This window comes from Mesorhizobium sp. WSM4904, from assembly GCF_029674545.1.
GTDB lineage: Bacteria > Pseudomonadota > Alphaproteobacteria > Rhizobiales > Rhizobiaceae > Mesorhizobium.
The window spans coordinates 1,575,724-1,593,626 of sequence record NZ_CP121354.1 but is presented as its reverse complement, the minus strand read 5'-3'; the positions used below and the strand labels follow the sequence as shown (position 1 = coordinate 1,593,626).

At 61.1% G+C, this 17,903-nt stretch carries 18 protein-coding genes; 1 reads left to right on the top strand and 17 read right to left on the bottom strand.

Going from position 1 to position 17,903, the window contains the following annotated elements; translation table 11 throughout:
* Nucleotides 1–162 precede the first annotated feature (162 nt).
* The 5 genes from ccoP to QAZ47_RS07405 form a co-directional block, all read right to left on the bottom strand.
* A complete protein-coding gene (gene ccoP / locus QAZ47_RS07425; protein ID WP_063169223.1) occupies nt 163–1,026 on the bottom strand; it encodes a cytochrome-c oxidase, cbb3-type subunit III in 864 nt (287 codons plus the stop codon).
* Nucleotides 1,027–1,028: 2 nt separating this feature from the next.
* Entirely contained in the window at nt 1,029–1,178 is a 150-nt protein-coding gene (locus tag QAZ47_RS07420; protein ID WP_024502864.1) for a cbb3-type cytochrome c oxidase subunit 3, read from the bottom strand.
* 11 nt (nt 1,179–1,189) lie between these two features.
* Nucleotides 1,190–1,921 (bottom strand): cytochrome-c oxidase, cbb3-type subunit II, encoded by a 732-nt coding sequence (gene ccoO / locus QAZ47_RS07415; RefSeq protein WP_063169224.1) that lies wholly within the window; start codon nt 1,919–1,921, stop codon nt 1,190–1,192.
* A complete protein-coding gene (gene ccoN / locus QAZ47_RS07410) occupies nt 1,921–3,540 on the bottom strand; it encodes a cytochrome-c oxidase, cbb3-type subunit I (protein ID WP_063169225.1) in 1,620 nt (539 codons plus the stop codon). Before ccoN ends, ccoO begins: the two co-directional genes overlap by 1 nt.
* A gap of 494 nt (nt 3,541–4,034) precedes the next feature.
* A complete protein-coding gene (locus QAZ47_RS07405) occupies nt 4,035–4,778 on the bottom strand; it encodes a Crp/Fnr family transcriptional regulator (protein WP_024502861.1) in 744 nt (247 codons plus the stop codon).
* Between the two features lie 152 nt (nt 4,779–4,930).
* On the opposite strand from QAZ47_RS07405, the gene hemN reads away from it, so the two are divergent.
* A complete protein-coding gene (hemN, locus tag QAZ47_RS07400; RefSeq protein WP_063169226.1) occupies nt 4,931–6,280 on the top strand; it encodes an oxygen-independent coproporphyrinogen III oxidase in 1,350 nt (449 codons plus the stop codon).
* A gap of 110 nt (nt 6,281–6,390) precedes the next feature.
* On the opposite strand, the gene QAZ47_RS07395 is transcribed toward hemN, so the two are convergent.
* The 12 genes from QAZ47_RS07395 to QAZ47_RS07340 all read right to left on the bottom strand — a co-directional run bounded on the left by QAZ47_RS07395 (nt 6,391) and on the right by QAZ47_RS07340 (nt 17,791).
* Nucleotides 6,391–7,737 (bottom strand): IS5 family transposase, encoded by a 1,347-nt coding sequence (locus QAZ47_RS07395; RefSeq protein WP_063169227.1) that lies wholly within the window; start codon nt 7,735–7,737, stop codon nt 6,391–6,393.
* 335 nt (nt 7,738–8,072) lie between these two features.
* Nucleotides 8,073–8,315: a DUF2274 domain-containing protein gene (locus QAZ47_RS07390; RefSeq protein ID WP_024502859.1), complete on the bottom strand. Its 243-nt coding sequence runs from the start codon at nt 8,313–8,315 to the stop codon at nt 8,073–8,075.
* A 12-nt stretch (nt 8,316–8,327) separates the two neighbouring features.
* On the bottom strand, nt 8,328–9,542 hold the full coding sequence (locus QAZ47_RS07385; RefSeq protein ID WP_063169228.1) for a TrbI/VirB10 family protein: 1,215 nt from the start codon (nt 9,540–9,542) through the stop codon (nt 8,328–8,330).
* Nucleotides 9,539–10,564, bottom strand: a complete 1,026-nt coding sequence (trbG, locus tag QAZ47_RS07380; RefSeq protein WP_164548809.1) for a P-type conjugative transfer protein TrbG — start codon at nt 10,562–10,564, stop codon at nt 9,539–9,541. The genes QAZ47_RS07385 and trbG overlap by 4 nt, the downstream gene beginning before the upstream one ends.
* A 1-nt stretch (nt 10,565) precedes the next feature.
* Nucleotides 10,566–11,297 (bottom strand): conjugal transfer protein TrbF, encoded by a 732-nt coding sequence (gene trbF, locus QAZ47_RS07375; RefSeq protein WP_063169230.1) that lies wholly within the window; start codon nt 11,295–11,297, stop codon nt 10,566–10,568.
* On the bottom strand, nt 11,298–12,620 hold the full coding sequence (trbL, locus tag QAZ47_RS07370) for a P-type conjugative transfer protein TrbL (RefSeq protein ID WP_063169231.1): 1,323 nt from the start codon (nt 12,618–12,620) through the stop codon (nt 11,298–11,300).
* A gap of 33 nt (nt 12,621–12,653) precedes the next feature.
* The gene (gene trbJ / locus QAZ47_RS07365) at nt 12,654–13,379 is read right to left on the bottom strand and encodes a P-type conjugative transfer protein TrbJ (protein ID WP_024502854.1); all 726 of its coding nucleotides are present in this window, start codon (nt 13,377–13,379) and stop codon (nt 12,654–12,656) included.
* A complete protein-coding gene (trbE, locus tag QAZ47_RS07360; RefSeq protein WP_063169232.1) occupies nt 13,376–15,826 on the bottom strand; it encodes a conjugal transfer protein TrbE in 2,451 nt (816 codons plus the stop codon). Before trbE ends, trbJ begins: the two co-directional genes overlap by 4 nt.
* Nucleotides 15,820–16,092, bottom strand: coding sequence for a VirB3 family type IV secretion system protein (locus QAZ47_RS07355; protein ID WP_024502852.1), 273 nt, complete (start codon nt 16,090–16,092; stop codon nt 15,820–15,822). Before QAZ47_RS07355 ends, trbE begins: the two co-directional genes overlap by 7 nt.
* Nucleotides 16,092–16,400, bottom strand: coding sequence for a TrbC/VirB2 family protein (locus QAZ47_RS07350; RefSeq protein ID WP_024502851.1), 309 nt, complete (start codon nt 16,398–16,400; stop codon nt 16,092–16,094). The genes QAZ47_RS07355 and QAZ47_RS07350 overlap by 1 nt, the downstream gene beginning before the upstream one ends.
* A 12-nt stretch (nt 16,401–16,412) precedes the next feature.
* A complete protein-coding gene (trbB, locus tag QAZ47_RS07345) occupies nt 16,413–17,381 on the bottom strand; it encodes a P-type conjugative transfer ATPase TrbB (protein WP_024502850.1) in 969 nt (322 codons plus the stop codon).
* Nucleotides 17,378–17,791 carry a CopG family transcriptional regulator gene (locus QAZ47_RS07340; RefSeq protein ID WP_063170364.1) on the bottom strand — a complete coding sequence of 138 codons (414 nt, stop codon included), beginning with the start codon at nt 17,789–17,791 and terminating at the stop codon, nt 17,378–17,380. Before QAZ47_RS07340 ends, trbB begins: the two co-directional genes overlap by 4 nt.
* Nucleotides 17,792–17,903 lie beyond the last annotated feature (112 nt).

The window sequence follows — 17,903 nt, the reverse complement described above, 5'->3', positions numbered from 1 at the left end:
ACTCCACTTTCCCAGCCAATGTCAGGGGCACCTGTCGTAAAGCCTCGCCGTAGGATAGCCTTGCCGGGTTGTGCAGATCGCATTAGGGATGGTGTCGAGGCCCGGCTCACGCCGGGCCTCGTCCGCTTGGCAGGGGGGACCGAAGAATAGGACCTTCCATTCCTATTCTCCGCCGCCAAGCGAATGGACATAAACTGCAAGTTCCTTGACCTTGATCTCGCCGAGACGGCCAACCCAGGCCGGCATGACGCCCTGTTTTGGCGCACGGACCTGTGCGGCGATGGCTGTCTCACCGGATCCATAGAGCCAGATCGCATCGGTCAGGTCGGGGGCGCCGAATTCCCTGTTGCCTTTTGCATTGTCGCCGTGACAGGCCACGCAATTCTCGGCAAAGACCTTGGCGCCGGGTTGGATCAGACTTGCATCGCGGACCTTGCCGGAAAGGCTGGCCACGTAGGCGCTGACTTGTGCGATCTGGTCGGCGGTAATGATGTCGCCGAAGGCCGGCATTTCCGACAGGCGCGTGTCCGGATCGGATGCGAAGCGGATGCCGTGCGTAATCGTCTGCTGGATCTGCTCGGCCTTGCCGCCCCACAGCCAGTCGTCGTCGTTGAGATTGGGAAAGCCCTTGGAACCCTGGGCGCCGGAGCCATGACATTGTACGCAATTGACCTTGAAAGCGGCGCCACCGGCGGCGATTGCGAATTCGCGCAGGCCGTCGTCCGCGGCGATTTCCGAGACGCTCTTGGACTCCACCGCCGAGATATATTTGCCCTTGGCGGCCTCAGCCGCGGTCAGCTCGTTCCTGACCTCGTTGCGGCTGGAATAGCCGAGCACACCCGTTGTCGCCGAGTGCAACAGAGGCCATGCTGGATAGGCAATGGTGTAGCCTATCGCCCAGACAATGGTGACGTAAAAAGTGATAACCCACCATCTGGGAAGCGGGTTGTTCAGCTCCCGGATACCATCCCATTCGTGGCCGGTGGTCGAGACGCCAGAGATTTCATCGATATGCTCGTCGCTCATGATCACTCGTCCTCGAGCGGAATGCGGGCCGCTTCGTCGGCCAGCCTTCGGCTGCCGGGGCGTAGGGCAAAGGCGATGCACCCCACGAAGAACAGCGCCATCGCAACCAGGCCCCAGCTGTCGGCAAACGCCCGCATCAAATTGTAGGTCATCAGCGTTCTCCTCAGCGGTAGCCGGCGGCTTCGTCGTAATTTTTGAAGTCGACCAGTGTGCCAAGCATCTGCAGGTAGGCGAGCAGGGCATCCATTTCGGTGACCTGTTGCGGGTTGCCGTCGAAGTCGCCGATCTTGGCTTTTGGGTAACGCGCCTCAAGGCCTGATGTGTCGGCATTGGGATCGGCCTGCGCCGCCAGATCCGCATTGGCGTGGGCGATCATGTCATCGGTGTAAGGGACGGCTACAAGCCTGTTGGCGACCAGATGCGTCGAGAAATCCTTCACGTCGATCGGCGTGTCTTTCAGGAACCCATAGCTCGGCATGATCGATTCCGGCACCACCGAGCGCGGGTCGGTAAGATGCGCGACATGCCATGCATTCGAGTAGCGGTCGCCAACTCTGGCGAGATCCGGCCCGGTGCGCTTCGATCCCCACTGGAAGGGGTGATCGTACATGGACTCGGCAGCCAGGCTGTAGTGGCCATAGCGCTCAACTTCGTCGCGGAACGGCCTGATCATCTGGCTATGACAGAGGTAGCAGCCCTCGCGCATATAGATGTTGCGCCCGACAAGTTCGAGCGGCGAATAGGGGCGCATGCCTTCCACCTTCTCGATCGTGTTGTCGAGATAGAAGAGAGGCGCGATCTCGACGATGCCGCCGACCGTCACCACGAGCAGCGAGCCAACGAGAAGAAGCGTGGCGTTCTTCTCGATGATTGCGTGTTTGTCCATCAAGCCCATTACCTGGCTCCTGATCGCGCAGGTCGGATGGCGACGGGGCTCGGCATCGGCTCCTCCTCGCGCTGGTGGCCGAGGATGGTCCTGGTGATGTTCCAGGCCATGATCAGGGCGCCGGAGAGGTACATGGCGCCGCCGATGGCGCGCAGGACATAGTAGGGGTGCATGGCGGCGACGGTTTCGGCGAAGGAGTAGACCAGGAAGCCCTGCTCGCCATATTCGCGCCACATCAGGCCCTGCATGATGCCGGACACCCACATCACCGCGGCGTAGACGACGATCCCGAGTGTCGCCAGCCAGAAGTGCCAGGTGACGAGCCTCAGCGAGTAGAGCCGTTGACGGTTCCAGAGCTTCGGGACCATGTAGTAGATCGCGCCGAACGAGATCATGCCGACCCAGCCGAGCGCACCCGAATGGACGTGCCCGATGGTCCAGTCGGTATAATGCGACAGCGAATTGACCGCCCGGATCGCCATGATGGGGCCTTCGAAGGTCGACATGCCATAGAAGGCGACGGCCATCACCATCATGCGGATGATCGGATCGGTGCGCAGCTTGTCCCAGGCGCCGGACAGCGTCATCAGGCCGTTGATCATGCCGCCCCAGGACGGCATCCACAGCATGATCGAGAACACCATGCCGAGCGTCTGCGCCCAATCGGGCAAGGCGGTGTAGTGCAGGTGATGCGGCCCGGCCCAGATGTAGAGAAAGATGATAGCCCAGAAATGGACGATCGACAGCCGGTACGAATAGACTGGCCGGTTCGCCTGCTTGGGCACGAAATAATACATCATGCCGAGGAAGCCGGCGGTGAGAAAGAAGCCGACCGCGTTGTGGCCGTACCACCATTGCGTCAAGGCGTCCTGGACCCCTGAAAAGGCGGAGTAGCTCTTGGAGCCCGGGAACGAGACTGGTATGGACAGGTTGTTGACCACATGCAGCATCGCGATGGTCACGATGAACGACAGGTAGAACCAGTTGGCCACGTAGATATGCGGTTCCTTGCGCTTCAGGATCGTGCCAAGGAACAGAATGAGGTAGGCGACCCAGACGATGGTCAGCCAGACATCCACATACCATTCGGGTTCGGCGTACTCGCGGCCCTCGGTGATGCCGAGCAGGTAGCCGGTCGCGGCCATGACGATGAACAGCTGGTAGCCCCAGAAGACGAACCAGGCGAGATCACGGCCGAAGAGGCGCGCGCGGCAGGTGCGCTGCACGACATACAGAGACGTGCAAAGCAGCGCGTTGCCGCCGAAGGCGAAAACGACACCGGATGTGTGCAACGGCCGCAAACGACCGAAATTGAACCAGGGCTGGATGTTGAGATCGGGGTAGGCGAGCTGCAGCGCGATCACCACGCCGACCAGCATGCCGACGACACCCCAGAACACGGTGGCGATCGCGCCGTAGCGGATCGGACCATCCATGTAAGCGGATGGGTCAATCGGAGCTGCTGGCCTGAACTCCGTGTTGCGCAACAGGATCGCAGTGAAACCAGCCACTGCGAAGAACAACACCCACATGTGTCGGCGGAAAGGTTCATCCACGCCGAAGCCGGCGGCCACCAGGGCCGCAAAAGCGAACACGCTTAGAAGGACGATCTCTGTGCCGAATTTCATTGCAGATCCCGATCTCGAATCTGGTGGATGCCAAATCCGCAGCGCACTAATCGCGCAGCCGCCGCCCCCTCGCCCTGATCTATGTCAGGCCGCACGATTTTGTGCGGCGCAATCAGCAGGTGGCGAATGAACGAGGAACGCAGCGCGGGCTCACTCCCTCATGGAAGGCGTTCCCTGGGTTGGGCGGGCGCAGACGCGATCGCTGAGGCGAAAGCTGAGGCTCTGCGCGCGTTGGATGCTATTGCCGATGCCCTGCCAAACGTTGTTCGGATCCCATTGGAAACGAACGCGATCGTTCCGCCGAGCCGTGGCAGATTAAGGACCATGCTTCGCCGGTATGTGCCGAAACACACCTGGCGATTGGTCACGTTCCTATCAAAGCCCGAAAGCTGTTTGTCTCGACAACCGTGACGCCGCTTCGTCGAAGGCGCGGCGACATCGCATTAAAAGGCAAACACGGCCCGCCCCGGAGTCATGCGACATGGCCTCGCCGCTTAGGGCCGCTCGCGTCCGCCGCCACAGCGCTTCTCCAGACGGCTTATGCTGTCCACCGTCACATGGCGTGCGTTCTCAATCCGAATCACCCCGTCAGCCCGCAATCGCGTCAGTTGGCGGCTCACGGTCTCGCTGGTGATTCCAAGGAAATCAGACATTTCGGCACGCGTCAGCGGCAGATCGAAGGAGGCCGACCCGGAAGCCGCATCGAGACTGGAATCGATATTCCGGGCCATCATGAGGAGAAAAGTCGCCACCTTTTCCGGAGCTGTCTTGCGCCCCAGCGTCACCATCCACTCGCGCGCCTCATCGAGTTCATTCAGCGTCTGTTTGAGCAGGCGATGCTCGAATTCCCGTGACGCCTTCATCATCCGTTCGACGGCCGCTCGCGGAAACGAACACAGCGTGACTGCTGTTGCCGCTTCCGCATTGATCGAGCTTTCCTCCTTGAAAGGACGTCCCAGAAAATCCGGTGCAAACTGGAGACCGACGATCTGCTGGCGCCCATCCGACAGGCTCTTTGATAGCTTTACCACGCCTGAAAGCACGTTGGAGTAGCTGTCGACGTTCTGTGCCTCGCCGGTCAACTCCATTCCTGACTCGATCCGGCGACGCGAGCAAGTCTTGGCGAGCCCAACCAAATTGTCTGGATCGAGCGCACCGCAGACACCGCGACGCCGTGCCTCGCAAGGGAAGCAAAGAACAGGAATGCCGGAACTATGAATGTCTTGCCGAAAGGTCATGCGTTCGCCTTACCCGATCCTAACTGCCGGCAGGATACCCATCCAGGGTAGAGAAATCCTGCGGCGGTTTGTCCATGAGCGCGGCTGATCGAGATCAGGGTCTGCTTCAGCGATGCGTGCAGTGTTCCGGCGGGCAACACGGTGAACGCGAGATGCAATCGGAAATAGCTGTCAAACTCAGCGAGAACGTCCCACGCTACACCAGCTATCCGACGGCGCCGCATTTCCATTCGGGGATCGATGCTGCCATTTACCGTGGCTGGTTGGAGACGCTGGAAAGCGGCGACGAAATCTCGCTGTACCTGCACATTCCTTACTGCGACAAGCTCTGCTGGTTCTGCGCCTGCCACACCAAGCAGACGCACCAATATGAGCCGGTGGCCGCTTATCTGCGCTCGCTGAATGCCGAAATCGTCACGATTGCCGGTCTGGTGAGCGGCAAGGCACATGTCCGTGCAATCCACTTCGGTGGCGGTTCGCCAACTATTCTGAGGCCCGATGATATGGTTGCTCTTGGAGCGGCCTTGCGGGACAGCTTCGACCTTCTCCCGGATGCTACGGTCAGCATCGAAATCGAAACCAACGACATGGACAAGGCGCGCCTTGATGCACTTGCTCAAATCGGCGTAACGCGGGCGAGCCTCGGCGTGCAGGATTTCGATCCGCAAGTGCAAAAAGCAATTAATCGTGAGCAGAGTTTTTTGCAGACCAAGGCAGTCGTCGACGGGGTTCGTTCGCGGGGCGTCGAATCGGTCAATCTGGACCTGCTCTACGGGCTCCCGAATCAGACACGCGAGACGATCTGTTCCACGGTGGCGCAGGCACTGACCTTGGAGCCAGACCGGATGGCCCTGTTCGGCTACGCACATGTGCCCTGGTTCAAGAAGCATCAGACGATGATCGACGAGGCATGGCTGCCGAGTCCCACTGAGCGTTTCGCCCAATCTCAACTCGCGGCGCGGGCAATTGTCGCCAAGGGATATGAGGCAATAGGACTCGATCATTTCGCGAAGCCCGACGATGCGCTGGCCATAGCGGCCCGCGCAGGGGTTTTGCATCGCAATTTTCAGGGCTACACTGAGGATCGCTGCCCGACACTGATCGGACTTGGCCCTTCGTCCATCGGTCGTTTTCGCCAAGGCTACGTGCAGAACATGGCTTCGACTGCCGGGTACGGGCGCATGGTTGCGGATGGCGGGTTGGCTGCCGTCCGCGGCGTTGCCCTTTCCGACGACGATCGCGTCCGTGGCTGGATCATCGAGCGGCTGATGTGTGATTTTGCCTTCTCGGCAGTCGACCTGGTGGAGCGGTTCGGCAAAGCCGGCGAGCAGCTCCTTCATCGCTCGAGGTCCATCGCACTCCACGATCCTGCCCGAGCGCTTGAATTCGATGGTGACAGTTTCCTCGTACGGACTGAAAGTCGCCCCTTCATTCGAACCATCGCGGCCAAGTTCGATACATATTTCAAAGGGGGAACGGCGAGGCACTCGGTGGCGGTCTGAGCAAAGCACAGTGCGCTCGCCGTTTGGTCGATCGGCGAACCAGCTGCGTTCGTTTTGACCGCTCATAGGCGACTACCGCATCAAATCGTCGACCGTGAACAATCCGAGCCCTAAGCGGCGACCGGCTTCGGCCGGATTTGAAGCAGGGCAATCAAGAGCGACAAAAACCCCTTCAGCCACCTGAGCAGGAGGGAGAAGTTGTAGCCGGCGGCGGCCAGGATGGCGTTGAGGGTGTCGCCCTGCTGGCCGGCGAGGTAGTTGCGGCCCATTCTGTGTTCGCTCTTGATGTGGCCGATGACGGGCTCGACCGCCGACCGCCGTCGCATCTGGCGCTTGATGGCTGGGGTGACGCGGCGTTTCTGGCCCGCGGTGAAGACCCTGAGCTTGTGGCTCTGCGGTGCGTTGTGGCCGCGATAGCCGGCGTCGGCGAGGATGCGGCCGATCTCGTTGCCGATGGTCTTTTCCATGTCGGGGATGACGCTTGCCAGCGTGTGGCCGTCATAGGGATTGCCGGGCAGTGCTTTTGCATGCAGGGCGAACTGGCCGCCCCTGGAGCGCTTCAGCGTGGTGGCCACCGACACCTTCACCCCGAACTCGTAGGGCGCATGCGCCTTGCCCTTGCCGATGCATTCCACCTCGTGTGCGTGCAGGCTGTAGATCTTGCGGCCGCGCTGGCGCTGGCGTTGCTCGAGAACGGTGGCGGCCTGGTAGAGCGGCCATTTGAACAGCGCGTCCAGCCCCTGATCGCCGGCGATCTGGCGACCAATGTCGCGAATGGTCCGGCCGAGATAGGTCTTGAGCTTGCGTAGCGCCTTGTTGGCCCGCTTGAACTGCTTGGCGTGGGCATAGCGCTGGTGGCTGATCAGCGCCAGCTTGCCGACCCGCACATAACTCTGGCGCAAATGGAGACCCGTCCTCTTGGCCAGCCGCACCAGCCGTTCGCGTGCCCGATGGATGAGCTTGGCGTCGGTCGGGAACATGACGTTCTTCGGCTGCACGGTGGTGTCGACGATCACCTGGCGCGTGTCGGCCGGTTTCATCGCCCCGGTCTTGACCGCGAGGCTGAGGCTCTCCTGCAACAGCACCATAATCCGCTCCTCGCCCATACGGCTGCGCCAACGCGTCATCGAGGAGCGGTCGAACGGCAGCGTATGGCAAAAGAACGTCTCGCCGGTGAGATACTGGAAATAAGGGTTCTCCACCCAGCGCTCGCACAGCACCTCATCCGACAGGTTGAAGGTGTGCTTGAGGATCGCCAGCCCCGCCATCAGCCGGGTCGGCAGCGGCGGCATGCCGGGGCCGTCCGAATAGACGGCGCCGAAACGCTCCTCCAGCACCGGCCAGTCGATCGCCTGCGCCAGCCGCACCAGCTCGTGCTTCATGTTGATGATTTGGTCGAGCCGGGAGCGGAACAGGTCCTGCTCTCCCGTCTCGCGCTTCTCGCGTGGCCTGGACATTCGCTGTCCCCTCGATTCGCCGCCGCCGAACCGAGTGAATCACGCTCCGCGCCACAAGGGAATCGCAAAACCGAATTGCAGGAAAACAGCGTCCAAATACCGCTAATCCTGCAATTCCAAAGCCGCTATCCGCCTCAATCAACAGGCCAGATCAATGGCTTGCGGATAGTTCACGGCCGACCAAATCGAAAATGCAAACTTAGGCTGTTGCGCGGTATCTCCTTCCACATCATCTCTTGCGCATACCTGCATTCCAAGGTGTTTGATCCTATGCTTCGCGAGGAGCAGGTAGGTCGCGACAGCTAGGCAATGTTCCAGCTGCCCTAGCGGAGGAGTCACGATTTTCCGGCAAGCTCCGTCGGCAGACGTTCCTTTCTGGCCTTGGCAAAGGCTCGGTCGCCTTCCAGAAACGCCGCCAGCATGAAAGGGATGAGTTCTGCCACGGTTTCAGACTGACCATAGGTCTGACGGTAAAGTGCAGCATACTCCTTGAGTGTTTGGCTCAGCTCCGCGCTGACGGTAATGGTGATCTTCGAAGCTGTTCGGTCCGGAAGTTTTCCAAGTTTCAGGTCAGCCATGATAACTCCTGCTCAACTGGCGTATGGCCGCAGCACGATGTCCTTGTGCACGATGACGCGCAGTGGCCAACCTGGGCGGACGACGATGGTGGGCTGGATATTGAGGTTTTTTTCGGTGATGCGCTGGCCGGCTCGACTGGCGTTCTGCTGGGCTGATTCCCGGATCGCCTTGACCAGATCGCTCTCGTTTTCGCCGAGGCTGAATTCTGTGCCGACACCGAGCAATGTGGCAAGCGCCACTCCCTTGATCATCTGCCAAGTGTGGAAATCGACTTCGTCTTCCAGCCCTGCGTAGCCGGCGGTGTCGCTCGCGGGCAGATTGTCGATTTCGGCCGACGAGCCGTCGGGCAGCAGAATGCGCTGCCAGACCAGCAGCGCTCGCTTTTGCCCGAACGCGACGACGCTGTCGTAGACGCCGATAAGACGTGAGCCCTGCGGAATCAGCAATATGTTGCCCGTGACCGTGTCGTGCACATTTTCGGTGACTTGCGCGACGACAAGGCCCGGCAAATCGGAATTGATGCCGGTGATCAGGCTGGCGGCAATCACGCTGCCAGCCATCAGTTGATATGGCGAGATCGGCGTCTGCAGCGCATGCGGATTGTAGATCCCGCCAGTGCTCCGCTGGCTGAGAAAATCAAGCTTTCGCTGCTGATTGTTCTGGTCGCCTTCCGCCGCCGCCACCGAGGCTGACGCGCGTCCTGCTTCGGATTGGGGAAGCGCCTCAAATGGATGCTGAGCAGTTTGCACGCTCTCTCCGACATCTGTCTTTTGAGCTCGATTTTCGACGCGGAAAAGCACCCGCGATTCACGCGCTTCGATCGCCTGCTGCGCTAGACGCTGCTCCTCGGCCGAGATGTCTTGGCCCGGCACGATGCCGAGCTGGCGCTGCCGCTCGAGGATGGGGCGGCCGAGGTCGCCCGGCAAAGGTAGCCCAAGGACGGGAGGCTTCGGCTTCATGCCGGAATAGTCATGGGGAAGCGTATCGAGCCCCTCGGCGGTTGGTTTGCGCTCAGTGTTGTAGAGATCTTCCGCCTGATCCCTGATGCGAAGGGCCGGCCCCTGGAGGGCGATCATGGTAACGCCGAAGACAGCGCCGGATCCGAGCGCTGCGATCGCGATGATCACACCGCGCCTGAACCGCACCACGCGGCGGGGAGAGGCCCGAAGCTGCAGTTCCTCGGGATCCAGTTTCGGCGGGATGCCAGAGCGGGAATTTTCGATCATGAGTCCTCACCTCGCCGGCTGCCGCGAAAGAGCGAGATCCGCCGTTGCGGTTGCCTGCCGTCAATCCTGCTGATGCGGATCACCTGCTGCCGCTTGGTGCCGAGGCGAAGTTCGGCCGCGGCGAAGAGCCGATCGACGATGTAATAGTTGCCGCGCACGCGATAGTTGACGAGCTCGCTGCTCCCATCTGCGCCGACGATGAAGAGTGGTGGCGCCTCGCCCTGATCTATGCGACGAGGGAACTCAATATAGACCTTGCTGCCGTCGTCGAAGGCTCGCGTCGGTCTCCAGGGCGGTGTGTCGCCACTGATTGAGTAGCGAAAGCGAAGGTTTTCGAGCGCGATATTCGACGCGACCGGTGTAACTGCCTCGGCTTGAGCATTGCGCTGGCGAAGCGCGATGATCTGGTCTTGGCTGTAGGTCCAGGAGATTGCCGCCATTGCGGTCTTCTCGGTGCTTTGAAGCTGCAAATGATAGGTCCGCCGGTCCGTCGTAATGACGACATTGGTGGCAAGACCCGGCGCGAAGGGTTTTACCAGAACATGGGTGCGCTGATTGTCACCGGTGCCGCTTGCGGTATCGCCAATGACCCAGCGCACGGTGTCGCCAGCCGACACGGCGGTTAGTTTCTCGCCCGGCTGCAGAGCGATGTCGGTCACGCGCTCCGGCGCGGCATAGAGTTGATAAAGCGCGCCATCGGTGAAGGGGTAGACTTGCACGGCATTAACATACCCGTACTTGGTGGGTTGCTGGGTCGCGGCTTTGTTGGCATCAGCGACGCGTTCTTCAGGGGGGCGCTTGTCCTCGGCCTTGCCGGGCTCGGGCTGCATTTGGCCAGGCAGCGGCAGTGGTTTTGGCACCTCGACAATTCTAATCGGCCTCTCCGGCGCCTTTTCGATCGCGGCCGGTTTGAAGTCGGCAGCGTCATAGGAAATCTCAGGCGGCGGCACCTTCTTCGATGCACAAGCGGAAACGACCGCTGCCGACACCGATAGGATCAGCACGGCACGAATCGGTGACATTTTACCTTTCATTGGTGGACTCCGTCGGAGAAAGGGGGGTTGGGACGGCGCTGTCGAGCTCGCGTGACCAGTCAATGGCATTGATGAAGACGCCGAGCGGATTCTTGCGCAGCTGATCCGTATTGCTTGGCGAGCGAATCACGATCGTGAGGATCGCAGTCCAGCGCATCGTGCTGGCAAGGCTTCCGCGCTCAAACACCTGCTCGGTCCATTTGACCTGGAATGAACTTTCGGAGGCTCTGACCACGCTGGTGACCTGTACCGAAACACTGCGCGTTCCGATCTGACCGAAGGGGTCGTTCGCCTTGGCGTATTCGTTGAGGAAGAGCGCTGCGCGATCGCTAGCAAAGTCGTACGCTGCCAACCAGTTCTGCCGTACCAAAACCGGATCGGTGGAAACGGAACGGACATTCTGGATGAAGCGGCCGAGATGCCAGGCGATCTGAGCATCCGAGGGCTCATAATTCCGGATCGCCGGCGCGACGGCGCGCGTCTCGCCGAAGCCATCGACCTCGACGACATAAGGCACGACACGGCTTTGCATCGACTGCCATACGAGTCCGCCGGAAAGCCCGGTCGCCAAGGCCAGGCAGCCAAGGGCCATGATCCGCCAGTTCCTGGCCTGCAGTCGAGATGAGCCGATGCGCTCGTCCCACAGCTGGGCGGCTTTTTGATACGGCGTGACCGGTTCGGGTGTTTTGCCGTAACGGTGCACGGGTCGCTTGAAGAGCATCTAGTCATCCTTGTCGTTGAGAGAGGGGGTGGCGCTGCCTCCCGGCCGGTCTCCGTCTCGGACAGCTTGCATGGCAGCGTGGCGATTTGCACGGGCGGTCTGTTCAGAACGTAGGCGCCTTGCCCACGTCGGCGCCGAAACAGTGGCCGAACCGGCAGAGCGTTCGGTCATTGGCGCTGTCGGCGTGCCGCCGGTCGCGGTCCACGCGGCATCGCGCCCGGCATCGGCGTTGCGCCCAACACTTGCAGTGGCGGATCGCGCTATGCGTATAGCGGCGCCGCCAGCTGCACTGGTTACACCATGCATTCCAGCAGCCACACCGGAGAGGCCAGCGTCGGGCGAGGTTGCGCGCCCGATCTGCCATGACGTGGAAGCAGCCGATCCCATTGTTGTGCCGGCTCGGATGGCGGCGACACCGCCGCTGGTTGCCATACGCGCGCCAGCAAATGCTGTGCCTCCAGCAACGAGTGATACACCCGCTGCCGCCGCGGTCGTGCCGAGGGCGGCGCCCGCCCCAAGCTGCGGTGCGCCTGAGACAAGACCCGACGCGATCCCCGGCCCAAAAATGCCAAGGCCAAGCAATGCCAGTGCGCCCAGTACCTGGGACATGGCACCGGCAAGATCCGGCTCCTTGCCTTGCAATGCGGAAGCGAACTCCCCGAAGAGCGTGGAGCCGATACCGACAATGACGGCGAGCACCATCACCTTGATGCCTGACGAGATAACATGGCCGAGCACGCGTTCGGCCAGGAACGCTGAACGGTTCCAAAGTGCGAATGGAACCAAAACAAAACCTGCCAGCGTGGTGAGCTTGAACTCAAGGATGGTGATGAAAAGCTGGATGGAAAGGATGAAGAAGGCGATGATGACCAGGAACCAGGCCATCAGCAGCACGAAGATGGTCAGTGCGTTGCCGAAGATTTCCGGGAAGCCCAGGAGCTGACTGGCTTGGTCAAGCATTGGCCAAGCACCTTCGAAACCGGTCGCGGCAATGCGGCCCGGGCGCAAGAGATTGTCTGCCGACAGATTGCCGGCCGACGCCTTAATCCCGAGACCGGCAAAAGAACGATAAACGATATCGGCGAGGTTCTTGAAATTGTTCAGAATGAAGGCGAAGACGCCAACATAGAGCACCTTGCGGACAAGCCGGCCGAGAACGCTGGTTTCGTCGCCGAGCGCCCACGCCAGGCCGGCAAGTGTGATGTCAATGCCGATCAGAATGGTAGTGAGGAAGGCGAGGTCGCCCGATAGCAGACCGAACCCGCTGTCGATGTAGCGGATGAAGGTCTCCATGAAGCGATCGATGACGCCAAGGTCGTTCATGCCGCTGCCTTTCTCGTCGTGATGAACTCGTGATTAATTGCCGGGATAAGCCGAGCCGGTACCCAAGAATCGCTTCGTCATCTCGCGGGCGGCTTCGTCTGACTGGGCCTTGCGGGCGGCATCCTCGGCCTCAGCTCGAAACTGCGTTGCGAGCAGCGTCTGGATCTGCATCTGCTGTTTTGTCGAAAGCGCCATCAGCTGGTTGGTGGCCTGGCTTGCCTGAAGCGCACCGGCCGCCCCTTGGCTGCGGTTGACGAGATCGGCGAGCAGATCGCCGTCGGCGCGGACGTTCTCGACGATTTGCGACTGGACACCCATGGTCTGGCGGAACGCCTGCATGGCGGTTTGCCAACGCTCCCGCGCAGCACTCGCCACATCGCTGACTTTGATCGTGGCGTCGTAGCTTTCCGGATATTGGCTGCGCCACTGGTCTTGAAGCTTGCCCAGATCAAAGCTGAGGCCACTCGCCTGGTCCATCAAGCCGTCGATGCGATGGAGCGAACCGGTGAGTTGGCCAACGGAAGAGAAATCCAGACGCTGAAGATTGCGCGCCATGTTCTGCAGCATGGTCGCCTGATTCTGCAGCGACTGGATCTGGTTGTTGATCTGCTCCAATGCGCGCGCGGCCGTCAGCACGTTCTGCGCATAATTGGACGGATCGAACACGATAAGGGCGTAGGCGGGCTGCACATAGTCGGCCATAGGCTTGGCGATCAGGGAAACGGTGATCAGGCCGGAGAGAAGGCGTCGCCGCATCATGAGAATTGCTCCTTGTCTGGTTGAGGGAATTGCTTGAGAAGTTCGCCGGCCCAATCGAGGCCGCGCGCGATCAGGAACTGCGAGGCAAAGCTGCCTTGCCCGTCTTCGGACATGATCCTGTCGATCAGAGTCTGCGTGGCCGGATCGGAAGCACCGCAAAGCGCAAGAGCGATGGGGCCAAGCTCGAGCTCGAACAGACGGTTGCCGCGGCGCGATTGCAGATAATACTGACGCTTCGGCGTGGCGCGGGCGATCAATTCGATCTGCCGCTCGCTTAAACCGAAGCGCTCGTAGGCTGTGCGCGCCTGGGGTTCCACGGCACGATCATTGGGAAGGAAAATGCGCTGCGGGCAGCTTTCGATGATTGCCGGCGCTATGCCAGAGCCCGCGATATCAGCCAGCGACTGCGTAGCGAAGACAACCGACACGTTCTTCTTTCGCAGCACCTTCAGCCATTCGCGGATGCGGGCGGCGAACAGCGGATTGTCGAGATAGACCCACGCCTCGTCGAGCATGATCAGCGTGGGCCGTCCGTCGAACCGTTCCTCAAGTCGCTGGAACAGATAGGTAAGCACCGGCAGCAAAGCGCTTTGGCTGTGCATTAACTCCTCGGTCTCGAAACACTGCACATCCGACAAGGCCAGCCCATCATGATCGGCATCGAGCAGGCGGCCGAAGGGACCGTCGAGCGTGTAGGGCATCAATGCGGTCTTCAGCGCATTGGATTGAAGCAGGACCGAAAGACCGGTCAGTGTGCGTTCCTGCGCCGGCGCGGTGGCAAGGCTGGCCAGCGCTGACCAAATAGCCTCCTTCACCTCCGGCGTGACGGTGACGTTCTCGTGGGCAACAAGGCTGGCGATCCATTCGGCCGCCCAGCTTCGGCTAGCCTGGTCGTTGATGCTGCGCAGTGGCTGAAAGGCAAGGGAACCGTCCGCTCCTAGCGCGTGGTGTTCTCCACCCATGGCAAGTGTTGCAGCACGGGCCGAATTGCCTTTGTCGAAGACATAAACCTGGGCGCCGGCGTAGCGCCTGAACTGCAGAGCAATCAGAGCAAGCAGAACCGACTTGCCGGCGCCGGTCGGACCAACAACCAGCATGTGGCCGACATCTTCGACGTGGGTGGAAAGCCGAAACGGTGTCGACCCACTGGTCTCGGCAACGAAAAGCGGTGGCGCTTCGGTTTGGGTGACTTTCGCGAGATGCTCGTTTGTCGCAGGACCGGCCCAAACCGACGACAGCGGCATGAGATGGGCAAGGTTCAATGTATGAACGAGCGGTTGGCGAACGTTAGCGTAGACATGGCCAGGCAATGAGCCGAGCCAAGCCTCGACCGCATTGACGCCTTCTCGGATCGTGGTGAAGCCGAGCCCATTGATGATGCGCTCGACCGCGCGAAGCTTCTCTGCAGCGGCTTGGCGATCCTCGCCCCACACCGTCACGGTGGTGGTGAGATAGCCGAAACTCACATGATCACCGCCCAATGCCTGAAGGGCTTCGTCGGCATCGAGCGCCTTGTTGTCGGCATCGCTATCGACAAGCGGGACCGGCTCGTTGGTAATGACCTCGCGTAGGATTGCCACGATCGATTTGCGCTTGGCAAACCACTGCCGGCGCAATCGCGTCAGCGTCTTCGTGGCTTCCGTTTTCTCGAGCGGAATGAAGCGCGTCATCCAGCGATAGGCGAAATCCTGATGATTGAGGGTATCGAGGATTCCGGGCCGGGTGAGGTTCGGAAAGCCGAGGATGGTCAGTGTGCGAAGATGCTGCTCACCCAGCATCGGCTCCAGGCCACCGGTAAGCGGCGCATCGACCAGGATTGCATCCAGATATATCGGCGTTTCCGGGGCCATGATAGGATGGCGACGAGGCGAAATCGTGCCGTGGAGGTAGGTCAACGTCTGAGCATCATCGAGGACGCGTACTTCGGACATGAAACCCGAGAAGAGATCGAGCACGCGGTTGGTCTCGTCACGGAACCTCGCCAGATCCTGGCGCCAGTCTCTTTCTCCTCGGGAATAATGAGAGTCGACGAGCGTGCTTTCTGCGCGCGCCTGGGCGTCCGGCGGTGGCATAAACACCAAGGTCAGATGATAGCGGCTCTCGTAGTGCGCTACCTTCCCCTCGAAAGCAGCGCGGCGTTCTTCGTCGACCAGCCACGACGCGGCGTCAGGAAAATGCGAGTTCGGATAGCCCAGCGCTTCTGTGCGCTCGGCCTCAAAGAACAATGCCCAGCCAGAGCCAAGGCGTCTGAGAGCATTGTTCGCCCGGGCGCAAATGCCGACGAGTTCAGCCTCCGTCGCACTTTCGAGATCCGGGCCGCGGAACCGCAACGTCCGCTGAAAGCTGCCGTCCTTGTTGAGCACGATGCCGGGCGCCACCAAGGCAGCCCAGGGTAGATGGTCGGCAAGCCGGTCGGCTTTGCTTCGATATTCCGAAAGGTTCAGCATGCAAGCCACCCCTTCAGACGTAGGTGGCGCACAAGCACGCTGGCGAAGTCCGGATCGCGTCTTGCGGCAAACACCGCTAACGAGTGGCCTGCGATCCAAAGCACCAGACCAGCAATCCATTGCTGCAAGCCGAAGCCAATGGCCGCGGCCACTGTACCGTTGAGGATCGCCACCGCGCGCGGAGCCCCGCCGAGCAGGATCGGCTCGGTCAGCGCCCGGTGGACCGGTACTGCGAAGCCCTCGATATGCTGCTCCCCGGCGGCCATCAGACGAGCGCCCCACCACCGAAGGAGAAGAAGGAGAGGAAGAAGCTCGATGCCGCGAAGGCGATCGACAGACCGAAGACGATCTGAATCAGGCGCCGAAAACCACCGGCGGTGTCGCCGAAGGCAAGCGTCAGGCCGGTGGTGATAATGATGATCACCGCAACGATCTTGGCGACCGGTCCCTGCACGGACTCCAGGATCTGCTGCAGCGGCTGCTCCCACGGCATGCCGGAGCCGGCGGCATAAACCGGGGCCGTGATAAGAAACGCGAGCGCTGTGGACGAAAGAAAGCGAAGCTTCTTGCGCATGAGGAAGGCCTTTCAAAGCTGCTGGAGTTGCGAAAGCGTGAGCGGGGCAACGGCGTAATCGCCGCTGCCGTCGAGACCGGTGACCTCGGCGATTGCGTCGATGTGGCGCGACGAGCCGCGTCCCGCTATGAAGACGATCAGATCTATCGCCTCAGCGATGAGCCGGCGGGGAACGGTGACCACCGCTTCCTGGGCGAGTTGCTCAATGCGATAGAGAGCCGAGCGCGCGGAATTGGCGTGTACGGTAGCGATGCCGCCTGGGTGCCCGGTGTTCCATGCCTTCAGCATGTCGAGCGCTTCCGCGCCCCTCACCTCGCCCACGATGATGCGGTCCGGCCTGAGCCTCAGCGTCGAGCGCACGAGATCGGCAAGGGTGACCGAGCCCCGCCTTGTTCTCAGGGCAACGCAGTCCCTGGCCGCGCACTGCAGTTCGCGTGTGTCCTCGATCAGGATCACCCGATCGTCGCATTCGGCGACTTCAGCCAGCAGAGCGTTGGCGAGTGTTGTCTTCCCCGAGGAAGTGCCGCCGGCGATCAGCATGTTGCGCCGCTCGCGGACGGCCTTTTTCAGCGCATCGGCCTGCAGCGGCAGCATGATGCGTTCGGCAACATAGTCGGCCAGGGTGTAGACTTTCGCGGCGGGCTTGCGGATGGCAAAACATGGCGCCAACACCACAGGTGGCAGCAGGCCTTCGAAGCGTTCGCCAGACGGCAATTCGGCACTGACGATCGGGTTGTCGGCGTGCGCCTCGGCGCGCACGTGCGAAGCAACCAGGCGGATGATACGTTCTGCCTCGGACGGGTGCATGTGAACGTCGGTATCGACCCGACCTTCGCCTAACCGGTCGAGTCGCAGCGCGCCGTCGGGATTGACCATCACCTCGATGACGGACGGATCGGCCAGGGCTTCGGTGATTGCCGGACCCATGGCGGTGCGCAGCATGACACGCCGCCGGTGGTCGGCCTCGGGATGAGAGCTCATCCTTCCCCTCCCCCACCATTGTCTTTGCTAAGCGACTTTTTGCCGGAAGCGATCTGGCGGCCGACCTTCTCAACGAATTTCTCGAAACGCTCTTGGGCAATAGCCTGCGTTGCCCGATCCGGGACCGGCGTGTGGGCGTGAAGGGTGATCGAAAAGCGGATGAAGAGCGCCAGGCTCTCCAGGATCACCTCGGAATCGCGCCTGACGTGGGCAAGATCGCGGGAGAGCCGGTCAAGCCTTACGCCGTAGCGCCGATCGAACTCGCTCTCGCCACGCCGCTCGATGAACGCCTCGATCGCCTTCCCCACGATCGCTGATTTGGTCGTTGACGGATCGCGACTGAGGTTGTCCAGTTTCTCGCTGAGCTCCGGCTCAAGCAGAAACTGATGGCGAATGCGGTGCGGCTTCATGCGGATCGTTCCGACGGCCCGGCGTTGCGCCGGCGACGGGAGAAGCATCGGCCAGACGCTCAAAATTGCTTATGGCCGTTATCTACGCTGAGGTGCGCTCTGCAACTCAGCG

Coding starts and splice junctions, on each gene's coding strand:
- QAZ47_RS07355 (WP_024502852.1), bottom strand. CDS start 16,092: ATGGCCGCCGGGGAGCAGCATATCGAGGGCTTCGCAGTACCGGTCCAC.
- hemN (WP_063169226.1), top strand. CDS start 4,931: ATGCAATCGGAAATAGCTGTCAAACTCAGCGAGAACGTCCCACGCTAC.
- QAZ47_RS07340 (WP_063170364.1), bottom strand. CDS start 17,791: ATGAAGCCGCACCGCATTCGCCATCAGTTTCTGCTTGAGCCGGAGCTC.
- trbL (WP_063169231.1), bottom strand. CDS start 12,620: ATGAACGACCTTGGCGTCATCGATCGCTTCATGGAGACCTTCATCCGC.
- ccoN (WP_063169225.1), bottom strand. CDS start 3,540: ATGAAATTCGGCACAGAGATCGTCCTTCTAAGCGTGTTCGCTTTTGCG.
- ccoO (WP_063169224.1), bottom strand. CDS start 1,921: ATGGGCTTGATGGACAAACACGCAATCATCGAGAAGAACGCCACGCTT.
- QAZ47_RS07350 (WP_024502851.1), bottom strand. CDS start 16,400: ATGCGCAAGAAGCTTCGCTTTCTTTCGTCCACAGCGCTCGCGTTTCTT.
- trbG (WP_164548809.1), bottom strand. CDS start 10,564: ATGTCACCGATTCGTGCCGTGCTGATCCTATCGGTGTCGGCAGCGGTC.
- trbF (WP_063169230.1), bottom strand. CDS start 11,297: ATGCTCTTCAAGCGACCCGTGCACCGTTACGGCAAAACACCCGAACCG.
- QAZ47_RS07420 (WP_024502864.1), bottom strand. CDS start 1,178: ATGACCTACAATTTGATGCGGGCGTTTGCCGACAGCTGGGGCCTGGTT.
- QAZ47_RS07385 (WP_063169228.1), bottom strand. CDS start 9,542: ATGATCGAAAATTCCCGCTCTGGCATCCCGCCGAAACTGGATCCCGAG.
- QAZ47_RS07405 (WP_024502861.1), bottom strand. CDS start 4,778: ATGACCTTTCGGCAAGACATTCATAGTTCCGGCATTCCTGTTCTTTGC.
- trbE (WP_063169232.1), bottom strand. CDS start 15,826: ATGCTGAACCTTTCGGAATATCGAAGCAAAGCCGACCGGCTTGCCGAC.
- ccoP (WP_063169223.1), bottom strand. CDS start 1,026: ATGAGCGACGAGCATATCGATGAAATCTCTGGCGTCTCGACCACCGGC.
- QAZ47_RS07395 (WP_063169227.1), bottom strand. CDS start 7,737: ATGTCCAGGCCACGCGAGAAGCGCGAGACGGGAGAGCAGGACCTGTTC.
- trbB (WP_024502850.1), bottom strand. CDS start 17,381: ATGAGCTCTCATCCCGAGGCCGACCACCGGCGGCGTGTCATGCTGCGC.
- QAZ47_RS07390 (WP_024502859.1), bottom strand. CDS start 8,315: ATGGCTGACCTGAAACTTGGAAAACTTCCGGACCGAACAGCTTCGAAG.
- trbJ (WP_024502854.1), bottom strand. CDS start 13,379: ATGATGCGGCGACGCCTTCTCTCCGGCCTGATCACCGTTTCCCTGATC.